This window comes from Nostoc sp. 2RC, assembly GCF_014222165.1.
In the GTDB taxonomy this organism is placed as follows: domain Bacteria; phylum Cyanobacteriota; class Cyanobacteriia; order Cyanobacteriales; family Nostocaceae; genus Nostoc; species Nostoc linckia.
Map to the genome: position 1 here is coordinate 1 of NZ_JACKZU010000179.1, position 16,256 is coordinate 16,256.

Below are 16,256 nucleotides of genomic sequence, written 5' to 3' on the forward strand. Positions count from 1 at the left end.
GGGAAAAGGGGAAAGGTTTCAAATACATCAGACCTCTTGCACAAGAGTGCTTTTTGCACTCTTGTGGTCAAAGGGATACATCTTTATTGGCGAAAGGGAAAATACCAAACCTCTTCCCTTTCCCCCTTCCCCCCGTGCATCTATCACAGCCAATTTCCCAGTAACACGTAAGCCGCCCAATGTATGGGATGCCGATAATCTGGGTCTTTTAAGAGAGAAAGTTGGGCTTGGCGCAGTGCTTCTGCTTTTGTGACTTGCTTTGTGGCCAATTCTTTGTAAAATTGACCGATGAGGCGGGCGCTAGATTCATCATCTAAGCTCCAAAGCGAGGCTAAGGTACTGCGTGCGCCTGCTTGAATTGCTATCCCAGCTAGTCCTAAAGCGGCGCGTTTGTCTCCTTCGGCAGTTTCGCAAGCACTGAGAACGAGTAATTCAATTGGCTCAGGTGTAGTTTGCTCTCTGCTGCTGAGCAAATTTTTCAATTCGTTGAGTTTAATCGGTTTATCCCAAGCCAACACAAAGGTTTCATCGGCGTTGGAACTAAATTGACCGTGAGTTGCGAGATGCACCACAGAAAAGGGTACTGAGTCAATTTGTTTTCGTAGCGCTGAACTAGTGAATGTTTGATTGAGGAGAACTTCGCTAGGGACTTCCGACTCAATTGTTTTTAATTCGTCGCTGACATTTGGTAAGGAACTAAACCCGTGTCGTGCTTCTGTGAGTCCAGCCACCAAAGTTTTGAGCTTGGTTTGACGCAATGGACGCGGCCCCAATAGCTCTAACCCAGGTGTGAGGGCAATGCTGTATTTTTCTACTAAATAATTATTACCATCATAAAGGGCTGCGATCGCCACGTTCCGCAATGCACCATCTAAAACGAAAACCAATGTTTTCACCTGACTTTCAGTTAGTTCTGCCTCCACAGGGCGAATTAACCAGTCGTAAATTTTTGCAGATAATAATTTTCCCTCAGGAGTTGTGAAGGGTTTTTCTAAATTTTCTCTCAGTTGTTCTATAGTTTCTTCTACTTCAGCTTGATTGATTTTCGTGGCATAGTGGCGTAGTTGCTGCTGAGGTAAACTCACAATTACTTCTAGCCGGTCTGGCAAAATAATGGGATAAATTACTGCTGCTGCTGACTGTTGAATTTGCTCAATGGGTACTATCTGTCCTTGTAGACAAGCTGAACGAAAGAAATTGTCAAGTTCTGCTAGTTGTAGCGATTCAATTACCTGACGGGCTTGTTTTAGTTGCTCCTGACTAGGTTCTGGATTTAACAGTAATTGTACGTATTCACGATATACAGGCTCTACAGCTTCCCTAAAGGAAAATTGAATATCACTGTTAATGGCTACTAAATCGCTACGCAGAGATTTTAATGTTGTAAAGGCGACTTCATAAGCTGATGTTGCAGACTTGATTGCACCTTGGGCTTTTAAAATTCGTCCTAATTGCCATTGCCATTGATAAGCAATATGTGGAGCATTAATGGCTTGGGCTATTTGTAAAGCCTGCTGGGTTAAATCTTCAGCATTTGACCACTGCTGGGTTTGTTCGTAGAGTCCGCCGAGATAACCCAAAGCATAAGATTGTGCTTGGCGATCGCTTAAATTTTCAGCTTCTTCAATTGCTGTTGCAAATAGTTTAGCAGATGTGGTGTATTCTTTCGTTCCCAGTTTCACCAAACTTTTAGCAAAGTTGATGCGAGCGTAAATTGTTGAACGACTGGGAGACAAATTACTAAACTTTGGTTGCAGTTCTAGCGAGAGATTTTCAGCTTTTTTTGTTTGTCCAGTTGCTATTAATAGTTGAAGTTCATTAATTTGAGCTTGGATATGGGTGACGCTGTTGGCAGAAACAACATTTGCTGCTCTTTCGTAGTATGCCAATGCTGCATTTTTATCGCCTTGGGTATAAGCTGTATTACCCAAACTGAGTAAAGTAGCACTCAATTCTTGTGATAGATTAGGGTCATCTTCTAACAATTGCAAACTTTGTTGCAAAACTCTGCGAGAATCAGCAAAAGCACCCACAGATTTCAAAACATTGCCCAGGCTACGCAAACCTGTAGTTTTTAACTGTTGGTCTGGTTGATTTTCTAATGTTTGTTCTACTTGTGCTAGAGTTTTACGAGCTTGGAGGTAAAGACCCAGAGCTTGCTGGGCTTGAGCTTGATTAATTAAACTGCCAATTCTGCCTTGTGTATAACCTGCTGCGGTATAAATATTAGTTGCCTGTTGCCAAGTATTTAGAGCTGCTTCTGGCTTACCTTGGGCTAATTGCAAACTTCCTTGGGTGTTGAGTGCTTGGGCAAGGATGAGTTTTGTTTGTGGTGTTGTCTGTTGCAAGTTTTGAATTAAATTCAAACTAGAGTTAATTGTCTCATTTGCTTGCTGCCACTGTCCCAACTGCTGGTAAGCCAAGGAGAGATAATTTAGCACCGTAGCTTGAGACGATGGATTTGTTTCTGCTTTGAGTGCCAACTGCCAAATATTTATCGCTTCAGCATATCGTTGTGCTTGATAAAGTTCTCTGCCTTGTTGAATTAAACTTGATTTTGCTGTAATTTTCTCTTGGCTAACCAGGGGTTGGACTGAAGAAGCCATAACTTGTCTCAATTCCACCATTAGAGTGAGACTCCCCCCTAACAGCACACAAAGCATAAAAGCTAGAGCTTGACGCCAAAATTTTGGCAGTTTTTTTGCTATGTGAGAGTGCAACATTAGTTTTGGGCAACTGGGCAACTAACAGGTGTGAGTGAGGAATTGTGAGGGGTAGTAGTGGGAGCTTGAGCTACAAGTGTAATAGTACCATCAGCGTTAGTTACCCATCCTTGAGCTTCGGCGATCGCACTTGGTGTTTCTGAAATTAAATTTACCTCTTTTTGGGAGCCAGTCACCTTTTCATTGGGCAAAGTATGGGTTTGTAAATCTTGCCAAATCACATCGCTGCTCAATGGCTCAATGGGGTTAGGTGGCAAACCACCTCTTCCAGTGACTATAAATTCACTTTGTTCATTGGCTGTTGCTTCGCCACCAGTTCTACAGGTTTGGGCAATGAGTCGGGAAGCATCTACTATATTTGTGGGTAAATTCACAAGTCCGTTACTGGGGTTGACATCAGGTGTGTTAATTTCCACAACTCCATTAATTCCCAATTCAGAACTCGCGTTTATATCACTCAAAGAAGTTAAAGTTTCACTCAATTGCAATCCAAAGATTCCTTGAGCAGTAATATTAATTCTGCCTCCCGAACCTTCAAAGGCGTTGGCAATGATATCACTGTTTTCGTTAGACACAGCAACTAGAAAATTTGTATGTATGTTTATATTGCCGCCATCACCATTGTTGGATGCTTGAGCATTGATTACACTATGGTTTCGCATCAAGATGAGGTCAGATACTTGTAACTGAATATTGGCATTTTGACCAGAAGAAGTGAATGCTTCAACTGTACCCCGATCTAAAAAAAGGTTGCCCGCCTTAACTTTCAGGTCTCCAGGATCGCCCGACCCTAAACTGCTAACAGATATTTTAGCTCCGTCTTGAATCAGTAATTGCCCTGTTTCAATTAGCAAGCTTCCAGCTTTACCCCTAGCAACGCGTCCCGATCGAGCAGTCAACGCACTTGAATTTTGACCATCAGGAGTCATACCAGATACTTTCACTGATTCCGAAGCCTTTATGACTATATTTCCACCCTGACCTGTGCTAAATGTAGCAGTGGACATCTGTGCGCCATCCCCAACAATCAACCGCTTAGTATTAACGGTGATAGTCCCTCCATCGCCTGTAGCGTCTTGGCGTGATTGAGCAAACAAGCCACTTCCAAACTGGCTGTCTAGGGTTGTGCCAATAAGTTCTACTGATTCTAATGCATTCACAATCAAGCTACCACCTTTACTTGCACCTGCGGTGGTAGCTGCGATGTATGCGCCATCCCGGACAATTAGTCGGCTAGTGTTAATTATTACACTGCTTCCCTCTCCAGAACCAGAGTTGGAGACATTTATGAGGCTATCTTCGTTGATTGGAGAACCTCCTAACAGTTCCACCAAATTGGAGGCGTTGACAATTACGCTTCCTGGCTTTCCAGAACCCGTGTTGCGGTTAAAAATTCCTGATTCCTCGCTGAGGGTAACTCGCCTACCTTGGAGATGAACGCTACCTATGCTTTGACTAATGCTGTCAGAATTAGCAATAATTTCAGCCCTACCAGACAATTGGATATCCCGATAATTTTCAATGCCTTCATAACTTAATGTTAAAGGAATAGCATCAGAGGCAAATGACCAATTTAAGCCCACAACACCATTGCCAAAGACAGACCCTAATTCTATCTGTCCTCCATCTGCTTTTATCCTACCTTGTTGCAGAAAAATATCACCACCCACAAGTGCAAGGGTTTTTTGCGATCGCACCTGGAGTCCGACAATTTCACCATTACTATCTCGAACAGTGGATTGGTTGAGAATACTACCTGGATTTGCGGCAAATTGCAAACCAAGGGGTACATTGATAGTCAACAACGGAGGACTTTGGGGATTATTAGCACTAAAAGCAAAATTATTATCAAATCTCAAACTATCAGCTGTACTTCCCACAAAAGAACCTGCAACGTCTAACCTTGCATTTTTTCCAAAGACTATACCGTTGGGATTAATAAAAAATAAATTTGCATTACCCAAAACTCCCAGCGTTCCCAAAATATTCGAGGGATTATTACCTGTAACTCGTGTGAGAATATTTTCTATCCCTGTAGGATTATCAAAGTAAACCCTTTGTCCATCATCAATGCTAAATTCACTAAAACTGTGAAAGAGATTAGCTCCTCGCACTGCACCCCCATCAATGCGATTTCCTATTTCCCCTTTAACATCAACACCTGGAATTAAAATTGATGATTCGCTACCCAACGTGCTGTCGGCTGTAATTTCGGCAACGACACAGTTGTTTCCAAAAATCAAACAACAGCAGGCCGAAACCGCTAATTTAAAAGGTAAAAATTCCCGGAAAAATTTCAACAATTTTTTTTACAAAAAAAATATTAATTATCGTGATAAATCCTAATATAAAATACGTTGGTCAATTGGGGAATGGGGATGAGGGAGATGAGGGAGATCTACGCGCATATTACCCAAATAACTGGTAAAACATTTCAAAGTCAGCAACGGCGATCTGTTGGTGGCGGATGTATCAATCAAGGTTATGCTGTCTCTAATGGTGAAATAACCTACTTTGTCAAGCTAAACCAAGCCTCACAAGTTGCAATGTTTGAGGCGGAGGCGCTTGGTTTAGAGGAAATGTTATTGACGGCTAGTATTCGGGTTCCTAAACCTATTTGTTGGGGTGTAGCTGATAATTCTGCTTACATCGTCCTGGAATGGCTGGAAATGGGAAGCGGTAACACCAAATCATGGGAAGAAATGGGACGACAACTAGCGGCGATGCACCAAGCTAGCAGTAGTGAAGGTTTTGGTTGGAAAATTAATAATACTATTGGTTCCACGCCACAAATTAATACTTGGACAGCAGACTGGGTGAAATTTTATGTAAAACATCGTCTGGGTTATCAATTTCAATTAGCAAGGCGACGGGGAGGGAGTTTTCCCCAACAAGAACGTTTGTTAGCAATAATTCCCGAATTGTTAGCAAATCATCAAGTACAACCTTCCTTGGTACATGGTGATTTATGGGGCGGAAATGCTGGGTGTACTGTGTCAGGAGAACCGGTGATATTCGATCCTGCAACTTATTTTGGCGATCGCGAAGTTGATATTGCCATGACAGAATTGTTTGGTGGGTTCCCAGCAGCCTTTTACAAAGGTTATAACCAAGTGTTTCCTTTAGATGACGGTTATGAGCAGAGAAAAACACTTTATAATCTTTATCACATTTTGAATCACTTCAATTTATTCGGTGGTGGTTATGCTTCCCAAGCCAACCGCATGATTGACAAAATTTTACAAGGCTAAATCAATTGCTGTTAATTGTACTTACTCAATTACTAACTAATCCACACTCACCCCACCCCGGTTTTGTCTAAAGCCAAAACCTCCCCTAGGGGATTGAGGGGTGGGGTAAAACGGCTGTGGGACAAGCGTTTAAACTTAAGTTGACACCAATGGCGAGACGCCCATCCCACAAGAGTCAAGCTAATGCACTATTTTAGCCCTACGTATGTTTTCAAAAATCAAATATAGGACTCCTATTTGATTTCTGAAAAAAACTCAGCTTCTATAAAGTAAATTACTGATTTTAACTTAGTATAGGAATCCTATTTGATTTTTGAACAAAATTCCGTACACTTTACTCTTTTATAACCCTGTTGCCTATTCCCTATTGCCTCTTGCCTGCCTATACAGATCAGTTCATTAATCAAATCGGACTGCTATATGAAAAATTATCAACAACAAGCTAATGCATTTCCTGATGATTACTTAAATAATTTGTGGGGAGAAATTCAAGCTTGTCCTTATTTTTCCATCAACAACCTCAACCGTGATTTTGTCGCAACTAAAGGATTTTCAGTAGTGTTTCAGCGTTCTGGATTAGCAACAGTAGAACAACAATTTCCCTACTTTAAGCTTTATTTGGATTTAGCTCTCCAGCCAAATTGTAATGCTTTTTACCTCAATCCTTTACAGTTAAAAGCAGGTTCCCGTGTCGATCCGCACATCGATCGCTCTTTACGTTCTTACTGCAAAAGCATTGCACCACCTTTAGTTGTGAGTGTGCTTTATGTGCGAGTTCCTAGCAATATGGAAGGAGGAGAATTAGTACTGCGATCGCACAAACGTCAACTGGGACAAATCAAGCCACAGATTAATACTTTACTATACTTTCAAGGAGATTTAACTCATTCTGTAAACCCTGTCAAAACTTCTGGCGATCGCCTCAGCTTGGTTTGCGAACAATATAATTTAACTGACGATGAACTCGAAGAAATTCCCCAGTTTACTATCGAGTCTAGAAAAACTCAATCTGCAAGTAAAAAAAGAAAATATACTTGAAATTTTGGGAAAAATTCAGCACTCAGGAGCCAGAATTCAGAATGTATAAGGAATTTAGTATAACTAGTATGATTTATTGATTATTGAAGAAGAATACAGAATTCAGAATTCAGAATTCAGAATCAAGACGCTCTCTACGAGACGCTACGCGTAGCTTGCTTAAGAGCAGGGGTACGCGGACACGGCTTAGCTGCGCTATCCGCCAGTCGTATAAAATACCCAACTGAATTCTGACTCCTGACTTCTGAATTCTGTTTTGATAAATCATTCAGAAGGTGGCAATCAACAGCCAACAATCAACAATTAACCTCAAAAATATTCCCTAAGTAAGAGACAAATGATAGGACAAGTGTCCTATTTTAGTCATACCATAGGAATAGGAAAAGGAGATGTCCCCCACAAAACGATTAGAAATTTTAGATTTAATCCGGGAATTGCGGCAGCAACTCAACCTTTCTCAAAAACAGTTTGCTGCAAAATTAGGAGTATCATTTAAAACGGTCAATCGTTGGGAGAATGGCCACACAGTGCCTTCACGGTTAGCGCTAAAACTCATAGAAGAAATGATACGCCAAATGGGCGAACCCGGCAAAAGGCTGCTAAATCAGTATTTTTCAGAAGCAGAATCCGGTTATGATTCATAAAATGAGGGTTTTTCAACCCGAAAACATCCTTGTTGCTAAAGCAAAAAAAAGCAAAGTTATTCGAGAGCAGTTGCTACACTATTTTGTTGCTTTTTTATCTGTTGTCTTAGCATTAGGAGTCACTTTGTTGCTGAATCCATATATCATCTCGACTCCTGCGGCGCTGCTTTTTGCGGCGGTAATGGTGAGTGCTTGGTATGGTGGCTTGCTTCCGGGATTATTCGCAACAATTTTGTCTACTTTGGCACTGGATTATTTTTTCTTGAGGCCGCTTTATCGAGACAGTACTACAAATCTCAATAGTCTAGTTCCTTTGGTTGTGTTCATACTGGCAGCCGCCATCATCAGCTACCTTAATGAATCACGGCGCACAGCTCAAGGTAAAGCCGAACAAAACTTAAAGTTTCTTTGGGACAGCAAAGCAAAATTCGATCGCTTTGTAGAGTCCAATGAAGAAGTACTGCGACAACGGGAAACAGAACTGCGCTTAATTACTGATACACTGCCAGTTTTAATTTCCTTTGTGGATTCACAACAACGCTACCGCTTCAACAATCGAGCTTATGAAGAGTGGTTCGGGGAACCGGCGGCAGAAGTCTATGGTAAGCATCTTTGGGAAGTTTTGGGCGAAGCCGCCTATGAAGTAGTTCGTCCCTATGTGGAACAAGTTTTAGCAGGAGTGCAGGTTAGTTTTGAAACTGAAATTTCCTATAAAGATGGCGGGACACGCTATATTAATGCAATTTACGTTCCCCAGTTTAATCAACAGGGAATCGTTGAAGGATATGCAGCATTAGTTAGCGATATGAGCGAACAGCAAGCAGCGTTACGCCATCGCCTGTTAGCGGAAGAAGCTCTGCGCGAGAGCGAAGAACGGCTGAGATTTGCCCTGCAATCGGCACAATTAGGGGACTGGGATTTAGACTTGAGGACTCAAACTGCCCACCGTTCGGTACGACACGACCAAATCTTTGGCTACGATTCTCTGCTACCGGAATGGAGTTATGAAATGTTCTTGGAACACGTCTTACCTGAGGATCGTCCTTTGGTGGAAGCAAAATTTTTGAGTGCTTTAACTCATAATGAAATGTGGGATTTTGAGTGCCGCATTCGCCGCGTTGATGGAGAGTTACGCTGGATTTGGGGGCGCGGTCAAGTTTATTATAATGCTCAACAAGAAGCAGTGCGGATGCTGGGACTAGTGGGCGACATTAGCGATCGCAAACAAGCGGAAACTCAACTACAACAATTAAATGAAACCCTAGAGCAACGCATTCAAGAACGCACAGCCCAGTTAGAAGCCGCCAACAAAGAACTAGAATCCTTCTCCTATTCAGTTTCCCACGACTTGCGAGCGCCATTTCGCCACATCGCCGGATTTGTAGAATTGCTTGCCAAGCAGCCTAGCTCAAAAAATTTAGATGAAACCAGTCAGCGCTATTTGAAGATCGTCGCCCAAACTGCAAAACAAGCAGGAGTACTAATTGATGAGTTGCTGACATTTTCCCGCATGGGGCGCGCTGAGATGCGTTATGCCAGCTTGAATATTGAAGAACTAGTACAAGAAATCAAACGGGATTTGCTTGCAGAAACTCAAGGACGCGCGATTAATTGGCACATTGAGTCATTACCCCTAGTGCAGGGCGACCCGTCGATGTTGCGGTTGGTACTCCACAACTTAATGAGCAATGCCGTTAAATATACTCGAAATCGCTCCACAGCCGAAATCAGCATTGGCAGTATCGATAATGAAAACGAAATAATCTTTTTTGTGCGAGATAATGGCATTGGCTTTAATATGCTGTATGCCAACAAGCTATTCGGAGTATTTCAACGCCTGCACAGCAACCCAGAATTTGAAGGCACTGGTGTGGGATTAGCAAACGTGCAGCGAATTATTCATCGACATAATGGTCGAGTTTGGGGAGAGGGTGAAGTTGACACAGGAGCCACCTTCTATTTCTCACTGCCAAAGTTGTGGAAGAAGGAGAGGGAATGACAGAACTCAAGAGAATTCTGCTGATTGAAGACAGTGCTAATGATGCAGAATTAATATTGGCTGCCTTGTCAGAAAACCATCTGGCAAATGAAGTGGTGGTGGTACGTGATGGAGAAGAAGCCTTAGATTATCTTTATCGTCGCGGACTTTTTCGGTTGCGGATGGAAGGACATCCTGTTGTGGTGCTACTGGATTTAAAATTACCTAAAATCGATGGACTAGAGGTGCTAGCACAACTGAAATCTGACCCAGTAATGCAAGTAATTCCGGTGGTGGTGCTTACTTCTTCCCGTGAGGAACCGGATTTAGTTCGATGCTACAAATTAGGTGTTAATGCTTATGTTGTCAAGCCAGTGGATTATTATGAATTTGTCGATGCCATTAAGGGCGTGGGGCTGTTTTGGGCAGTAATTAATCAGCCCCCCATTGGCGCTTTACCTCCTGCACCTAATCGTCAACAGGAGAGCAACTGATGAATGTCCTTCGTTTCCTTCTTTTAGAAGATAGTCTGTTGGATGCAGAACTACTCCAAGCGATGCTAACCGAAGGAGGAATTAATTGCCAAATAATCAGAGTGGAAACTGCGGCTGAGTTTTTGGCTGCGATTTCCACAGAGGTTTTCGATTTAATCCTTGCTGATTATGTCTTGCCTACTTTTGATGGCATTTCTGCCTTGCAAATTGCTCGAAACAACTTTCCAGAGATTCCTTTTATTTTTGTTTCTGGAGTATTGGGTGAAGAATTAGCCATCGAAGCTTTAAAGAATGGTGCAACAGATTATGTTTTAAAGCAACGGCTGGGGCGGTTAGTTCCCTCCGTGCAACGGGCATTGCGGGAAGCCAAAGAACGCCGCCATCGCCAGTTCATAGAAGAGTCTTTACAAAAAAGTGAAGCCAAGTATCGCCGAATTGTCGATACCTCCTATGAGGGAATTTGTACCATCGACTTCCAAGCACGAATCGAGTTTGTGAATCAGCGAATGTCACAAATGTTGGGCTATACAGCACAAGAAATGCTCGGTCGTTCCATATTTGATTTTATCGAGCGAATTGATGGTATTGATGTCCAACAACAACTCCAATGGCTCCAGAAACAAGAAAGTGATTTAAAAGAAGGTAGATGGCGCTGCAAAGATGGTTCTTACATTTGGACGTTGATTTCTGCCAGAGCTACTTTTAACGAAGAAGGTGAATTTTTAGGTGCGATCGCCATGTTAACCGACATCACCGATCGCAAACGCACCGAAGAAGAACGCGATCGGCTTTTGGATTTGGAAAAATCAGCACGTGCGGAAGCAGAAGCCGCCAACCGCATCAAAGATGAATTTTTGGCGGTGCTTTCCCATGAATTGCGATCGCCTTTAAATCCCATTCTCGGTTGGGCAAAACTGTTGCAGAGTCGTAAATTTCCCGACACAGCCCTGAAAAAAGCACTCTTAACCATTGAGCGCAATGCCAAATTACAAGCTCAACTAATTGAAGACTTGCTGGATGTTTCTCGCATCCTCCAAGGTAAACTCAACCTGAAAATGGCATCAGTGGATTTAGTATCCACCATTGAAGCTGCAATGGAAACAGTGCGTTTAGCAGCAGAGGCGAAAAGCATTCACATTCAAACAACCCTAGACCCCTCAGTGGGCAGCGTTTTGGGCGATCCCGCCCGCTTACAACAAGTGGTGTGGAATTTATTATCCAATGCCGTCAAATTTACACCTACAGGTGGACGAGTACATGTGCGATTAGAGTGCGTAGATGCTGACGTTCAAATTACCGTAACCGACACAGGTAAGGGAATTAGTCAAGACTTTCTACCACATGTGTTTGACTATTTCTGTCAAGACGACAATACAACAACCAGAAAATTTGGTGGATTGGGATTAGGATTAGCCATCGCTCGTCACTTAGTGGAAATGCACGGCGGCATAATTTGGGTTCAAAGTCCTGGTGAGGGAGAAGGAGCCACCTTCACAGTTAGCTTACCACTGATAGAGAACAGTGGAAAAATTAACTATATCAATACCAATTCTCTCACAAATGCCGTTTCTGCCTTTTCTCCCCTCACAGGGATACAAGTCTTGGTTGTAGACGACAATGACGACACCCGCGACTTTTTAAGCTTTGTACTAGAAGAGTTTGGAGCTATTGCAATGTCAGTTGCATCAGCAACAGAAGCATTAGAGACTCTAGCAAAATCAAAACCAGATATCTTACTCAGCGATATTGGAATGCCAGAAATGAACGGCTATATGCTGATAGAAGAAATACGCACCTTTGAGGTACAAACCGGGAGAGAAAAAATTCCCGCCATCGCTTTGACTGCTTATGCAGGGGAAATCAACGAACAACAAGCATTGCAAGCCGGGTTTCAACAGCACCTCGTTAAACCCGTGACACCAGAGGAATTACTCATGGCGATTTCCAGTTTAATTAATCAAACATAAGTGACTTCCAAGTAAAAAAATATTCCACAGAAGACTGTTGACCCTTCTCCTATGGTCGCCGCTACGCGTAGCTTGCTTCCACGTAGTGGTACGACTTCGCTCAGGGTCAAGACTGAGCGGAGTCGAAGCCTTGACTGTTGACCGTTGACCGTTGACACTCAGCAGTCAAAAGTGAACAGTCAACGACCTGAATCGGAATAATTTATTTGCTTTCACGTTGCGTTAGCTGGGTAGTGGTACGGAGTTAAACCCAACAAAGATAGGATTTTGAGGTGTTGGGTTGATTGAATTCGGGACATCGTTTATTGAATTCGGAACATCGTTTATTGAATTCGGAACATCGTTTATTGAATTCGGGATATCGTTTATTGAATTCGGGACATCGTTTATTGAATTCGGGACATCGTTTATTGAATTCGGGACATCGTTGATTGAATTCGGGACATCGTTGATTGAATTCGGGACATCGTTGATTGAATTCGGGACATCGTTTATTATTTTTGTTCAATTTTAATTTGAGGAGGATAAAACCCTCACAACTCAGTACAAAAGTAACAAGTAGGTCAACTTAATTAAACATAAAATAATGGTAGGGTGCGTTATCGCAAAGCGTAACGCACCTCAATTTCTATGGTGCAGTCTACAGAGGTGCGTTAGCCTACGGCATAACACACCCTACATTTATTGACATCTACGTGTGACGTTTTTTTAGGTTGAGCTACTTAATTACTAGTTGACCCCAGTGATTTCATCTTCAATTGACACTCATGTACAGCTAGCTGTATGCTCCTACAGCCTTATTCAGCAACGCCAACCACCATAACTCACAAAAAGCGTGTCAAAATCAACATTAGGCATCAATAAATCTGGTATATGTTCTGGCAAGACGGACAGCTAATATACAACGGGAAATACAAAATAGAAAAATACTTAGGTGGTGGCGGTTTTGCAGTCACCTACCAAGCAATGCACACCAAGCTAAACCGCCGAGTCGTTATCAAAACCCCCAACATTAGCGTCCAACGAGATCCAGACTATCCCAAATATGTTGAACGCTTCAAAAAAGAAGCCCAAATGCTAGCAAAGTGTTGCACAGACTCACATCCTCATATTGTGCAAGTATTCGACTTTTTTGAAGCAGATGGTCGCTACTGTTTAGAAATGCAATACATAGCAGGACAGAGTTTGTGGGAGTATGTGCAACGCCAAGGTGCATTACCCGAAGCTGAAGCTGTAAAATACATCCGCCAAATGGGTTTAGCTTTGGTGGAGGTACATCAAAAAGGAGTCTTACATCTCGATGTCACTCCTCTTAATATTATGCTCAACTTTAATTCAGCGATTCCTAACTCAGGCAAAGCTGTGTTGATAGACTTTGGTATTGCCGGCGATATGTCTCCACCGAGTACCTTTTCTAGGTCTTTTGGTAACAAGGCATTTGCGCCTTATGAGTTAACATACAAAGGAATTCGTCATCCAGCAGTTGATGTGTACTGTTTAGCTGGCTCGTTGTACTATGCCATCACTGGACAACGCCCCACTTATTCGTTTAACCGCAAGTATGAACAAGAGGAATTAGTCCCACCAAAGGAACTTGTACCCAGTCTTAGCGATGCGGTAAATCAAGCGATTCTGCAAGGCATGGCATTAGAAGCAAAAGACAGACCCCAAACAATGGAAGAATGGTTAAATTTACTCTCCTCCTCGCAAGTTAATCTCACAGGAGTGATATTAGCTTCAGATGTGGGGGTAAATTACCAAAACCTAGAGAATTTACTCAAAGCGGGGGAATGGGAAGCAGCAGACGAGGAAACTACCAGAGTCATGCTGAAAGTAACTAAAAGAGAACAGCAAGGCTGGCTTAATTATGAATCAATTGAAAATTTTCCCTGCACAGACTTACGTACCATTGACCAATTGTGGGTAAAATACAGCAATGGGCATTTTGGCTTTAGCGTACAAAAACGTATATGGCTAGAGTGCGGCGGCAAAATCAAAATAGATTATGAAACGGAGTGTAGTTTGGGCGATCGCTTAGGCTGGCGCGTAAAAGGCAGCTGGCTATCCAAAGATCAATACAACTATTCCCTTAAAGCCCTGGCAGGGCATTTACCGTCTCTAAAACTAAAACTTTGGCAGGGCATTAATAGAATACCATTGAAACTGAGAAATATACTACCTTTTTTCTCTCGCTTCCAGACTTGTAAATTGTAATCTATAAAGGTTTCAAAGATTTGTAAAAGTTTGTAAACAACCTATATTCGACGAAGCCTTGCAGATTCTAGCTTTTCGATACCTGGCAATATTTAAATAGGTGACGCGCTAAGACCCACACTTCCTAAATACAAAAAGCTGCGCTCAGCATTAGATAATATATAAATCAATATAAATTCGGTGTAAATAGTGTCCTTTGACAATGTTTGTAAAATATTAGCAGAAAAATATCCAACGGATTTTGCCCGGTGGCTGCTACCTGATGAACCGCAAACAATTAAAGTTTTAAAAACTGAATTAAGCATCGAACCAATTCAAGCAGATTCTGTTATATTTTTACAAACAGAAAATCGTATTTTACATTTGGAATTTCAAACAACACAAAAATCAGATCGTCCCATTCCCTTCAGAATGTTGGATTACTTTGTGAGGTTAGTCCGACAATATAATGTTCCAATAACGCAGGTAGTAATTTTTTTGCAAGAGACAAATAAGGAAATTGCTTTTACTGAAGAATATGTAAATGAGATGACAAATCATCGCTATCGTGTTATACGAATGTGGGAACAAGATTCGGCGTTATTTCTCGATAATCCTGCACTATTACCGTTAGCACCTTTAACACAGACAGATTCACCCGAAGGGTTATTATCCCAAGTTGCCCAGAGTGTTGCTAAAATTTCAGATAGGGAAACAAGACAGAATATCGCAGCTTACACAGAAATATTAGCAGGTTTGCGATTTGAAAAGGATTTTATTCGTCAGTTATTGAGCGAGGATCTTATGCAGGAGTCAGTGATTTATCAGGATATTTTGCAGAAAGGAGATAAGCAAGGTGAAGAACGTACAATTATACGCCAGCTAAATCGGCGTTTTGGTGAAATAGATTCATCATTGATTGAGAGAATTAGAGTGCTATCTGTTGAAAAGCTAGATGATTTAGCAGAAGCATTACTAGACTTTTCACAAGTATCTGATTTAGTAGCTTGGTTAGATGAACAAAAAAGCTAATCAGGAGCAAAATAACCCCAGTTAATCCGTGAGAAGGATCTTATGCAGGAATCTGTAATTTATCAAGATATTTTGCAGAAGGGCGAACAACAGGGAGAACAAAAAGAAGCGGTTAGATTCTGTATATCTTTACTCAATGAACGTTTTGGTGAAATAGATTCGTCAATTATTGAGAGAGTTCAAGTTTTAAACAAGGAAAAGCTAGAAGCATTAGGAAGGGCGCTTTTGAGAATTTCATCTCTAGCTGATTTATTTGGTTAGATGGGCAGGAAAGTAATTAATTTCAAATGTCTATTAACTATATATAAATCAATATCCAGTTTTAAACATTGTAAACACAGCGGTAATAATGACTATTAAAGAACAAATTAATCAAGAACTAGAAAAATTACCTGAACCGTTATTACAGGAAATTTTAGACTTTGTGCAATTTTTGCAAGTCAAACATCAGACAAACAGTATATCTTCAGATAGCCAACCTGCTCAAACGCTAATAGCAGAGCATACCTTAACAGGTTCTACTGCTGAAGATTTATTAGAATTTGTGGGCAGTTGGGAAGGTTCAGATATCAGAGAATGTCTGCAACTAATTAGGTAGGAATGATTAAATTAGGACTTACGCACAGGCAACGGAAAATCTAACCACAGAGGACGCAGAGGACACGGAGGAATAAGAGTTTCAGAGAGTTTTTGCGTAAGTCCTATAAATATAAAATGTCATTACGAGCAAAGTGAAGCAATCCCAGAGACTTTGCGATTGCTTCGCTTCGCTCGCAATGACACAAAATATCATATTTATTTATGTCCATCTACTTAGTTCATGCAAAAGTTGGGTGTAAATTAAGCAGTTTCAAAGATTATAGGACTTACGCACAGGTAACGGAAAAACGAACCGCGAAGGACGCATTCGCGCAGCGTCTCGTCAGAGAAGGACAC

General features: G+C 41.7%; 12 protein-coding genes. 10 read left to right on the forward strand and 2 right to left on the reverse strand.

Annotated features, from left to right (window positions below; genetic code table 11):
- Positions 1 to 143: 143 nt before the first annotated feature.
- The gene (locus GNE10_RS19755) at positions 144 to 2,627 is read right to left on the reverse strand and encodes a CHAT domain-containing protein (RefSeq protein WP_397325959.1); all 2,484 of its coding nucleotides are present in this window, start codon (positions 2,625 to 2,627) and stop codon (positions 144 to 146) included.
- Between the two features lie 95 nt (positions 2,628 to 2,722).
- Positions 2,723 to 5,023: a filamentous hemagglutinin N-terminal domain-containing protein gene (locus tag GNE10_RS19760; protein WP_260446938.1), complete on the reverse strand. Its 2,301-nt coding sequence runs from the start codon at positions 5,021 to 5,023 to the stop codon at positions 2,723 to 2,725.
- An 87-nt stretch (positions 5,024 to 5,110) separates the two neighbouring features.
- Between GNE10_RS19760 and GNE10_RS19765 the strand changes: the two genes are divergently transcribed.
- From GNE10_RS19765 to GNE10_RS19810, 10 genes are all read left to right on the forward strand, one after another.
- Positions 5,111 to 5,974, forward strand: a complete 864-nt coding sequence (locus tag GNE10_RS19765) for a fructosamine kinase family protein (RefSeq protein ID WP_185566620.1) — start codon at positions 5,111 to 5,113, stop codon at positions 5,972 to 5,974.
- Between the two features lie 420 nt (positions 5,975 to 6,394).
- Positions 6,395 to 7,012, forward strand: a complete 618-nt coding sequence (locus GNE10_RS19770; protein WP_185566621.1) for a 2OG-Fe(II) oxygenase — start codon at positions 6,395 to 6,397, stop codon at positions 7,010 to 7,012.
- 389 nt (positions 7,013 to 7,401) lie between these two features.
- Positions 7,402 to 7,656 carry a DNA-binding transcriptional regulator gene (locus tag GNE10_RS19775; RefSeq protein WP_185566622.1) on the forward strand — a complete coding sequence of 85 codons (255 nt, stop codon included), beginning with the start codon at positions 7,402 to 7,404 and terminating at the stop codon, positions 7,654 to 7,656.
- Positions 7,646 to 9,655, forward strand: coding sequence for a PAS domain S-box protein (locus GNE10_RS19780; protein ID WP_185566623.1), 2,010 nt, complete (start codon positions 7,646 to 7,648; stop codon positions 9,653 to 9,655). The genes GNE10_RS19775 and GNE10_RS19780 overlap by 11 nt, the downstream gene beginning before the upstream one ends.
- Positions 9,652 to 10,128 (forward strand): response regulator, encoded by a 477-nt coding sequence (locus tag GNE10_RS19785; RefSeq protein WP_099069229.1) that lies wholly within the window; start codon positions 9,652 to 9,654, stop codon positions 10,126 to 10,128. Before GNE10_RS19780 ends, GNE10_RS19785 begins: the two co-directional genes overlap by 4 nt.
- Positions 10,128 to 12,095 carry a response regulator gene (locus GNE10_RS19790; protein ID WP_185566624.1) on the forward strand — a complete coding sequence of 656 codons (1,968 nt, stop codon included), beginning with the start codon at positions 10,128 to 10,130 and terminating at the stop codon, positions 12,093 to 12,095. Before GNE10_RS19785 ends, GNE10_RS19790 begins: the two co-directional genes overlap by 1 nt.
- 873 nt (positions 12,096 to 12,968) lie before the next feature.
- Complete coding sequence (locus tag GNE10_RS19795; RefSeq protein ID WP_221642911.1) at positions 12,969 to 14,309, forward strand: serine/threonine-protein kinase; 1,341 nt, start codon at positions 12,969 to 12,971, stop codon at positions 14,307 to 14,309.
- A gap of 189 nt (positions 14,310 to 14,498) precedes the next feature.
- Positions 14,499 to 15,320 carry a DUF4351 domain-containing protein gene (locus GNE10_RS19800; RefSeq protein ID WP_185566625.1) on the forward strand — a complete coding sequence of 274 codons (822 nt, stop codon included), beginning with the start codon at positions 14,499 to 14,501 and terminating at the stop codon, positions 15,318 to 15,320.
- A 42-nt stretch (positions 15,321 to 15,362) separates the two neighbouring features.
- Positions 15,363 to 15,581: a DUF4351 domain-containing protein gene (locus GNE10_RS19805; protein ID WP_185566626.1), complete on the forward strand. Its 219-nt coding sequence runs from the start codon at positions 15,363 to 15,365 to the stop codon at positions 15,579 to 15,581.
- 88 nt (positions 15,582 to 15,669) lie between these two features.
- A complete protein-coding gene (locus tag GNE10_RS19810; RefSeq protein WP_185566627.1) occupies positions 15,670 to 15,918 on the forward strand; it encodes a DUF2281 domain-containing protein in 249 nt (82 codons plus the stop codon).
- Positions 15,919 to 16,256: the final 338 nt, after the last annotated feature.

Excerpts from the sequence above, each read along its gene's own strand:
- GNE10_RS19755 (WP_397325959.1), bottom strand. The coding sequence starts at position 2,627 with ATGGTGGAATTGAGACAAGTTATGGCTTCTTCAGTCCAACCCCTGGTT.
- GNE10_RS19765 (WP_185566620.1), top strand. The coding sequence starts at position 5,111 with ATGAGGGAGATCTACGCGCATATTACCCAAATAACTGGTAAAACATTT.
- GNE10_RS19770 (WP_185566621.1), top strand. The coding sequence starts at position 6,395 with ATGAAAAATTATCAACAACAAGCTAATGCATTTCCTGATGATTACTTA.
- GNE10_RS19775 (WP_185566622.1), top strand. The coding sequence starts at position 7,402 with ATGTCCCCCACAAAACGATTAGAAATTTTAGATTTAATCCGGGAATTG.
- GNE10_RS19780 (WP_185566623.1), top strand. The coding sequence starts at position 7,646 with ATGATTCATAAAATGAGGGTTTTTCAACCCGAAAACATCCTTGTTGCT.
- GNE10_RS19785 (WP_099069229.1), top strand. The coding sequence starts at position 9,652 with ATGACAGAACTCAAGAGAATTCTGCTGATTGAAGACAGTGCTAATGAT.
- GNE10_RS19790 (WP_185566624.1), top strand. The coding sequence starts at position 10,128 with ATGAATGTCCTTCGTTTCCTTCTTTTAGAAGATAGTCTGTTGGATGCA.
- GNE10_RS19795 (WP_221642911.1), top strand. The coding sequence starts at position 12,969 with ATGTTCTGGCAAGACGGACAGCTAATATACAACGGGAAATACAAAATA.
- GNE10_RS19805 (WP_185566626.1), top strand. The coding sequence starts at position 15,363 with ATGCAGGAATCTGTAATTTATCAAGATATTTTGCAGAAGGGCGAACAA.
- GNE10_RS19810 (WP_185566627.1), top strand. The coding sequence starts at position 15,670 with ATGACTATTAAAGAACAAATTAATCAAGAACTAGAAAAATTACCTGAA.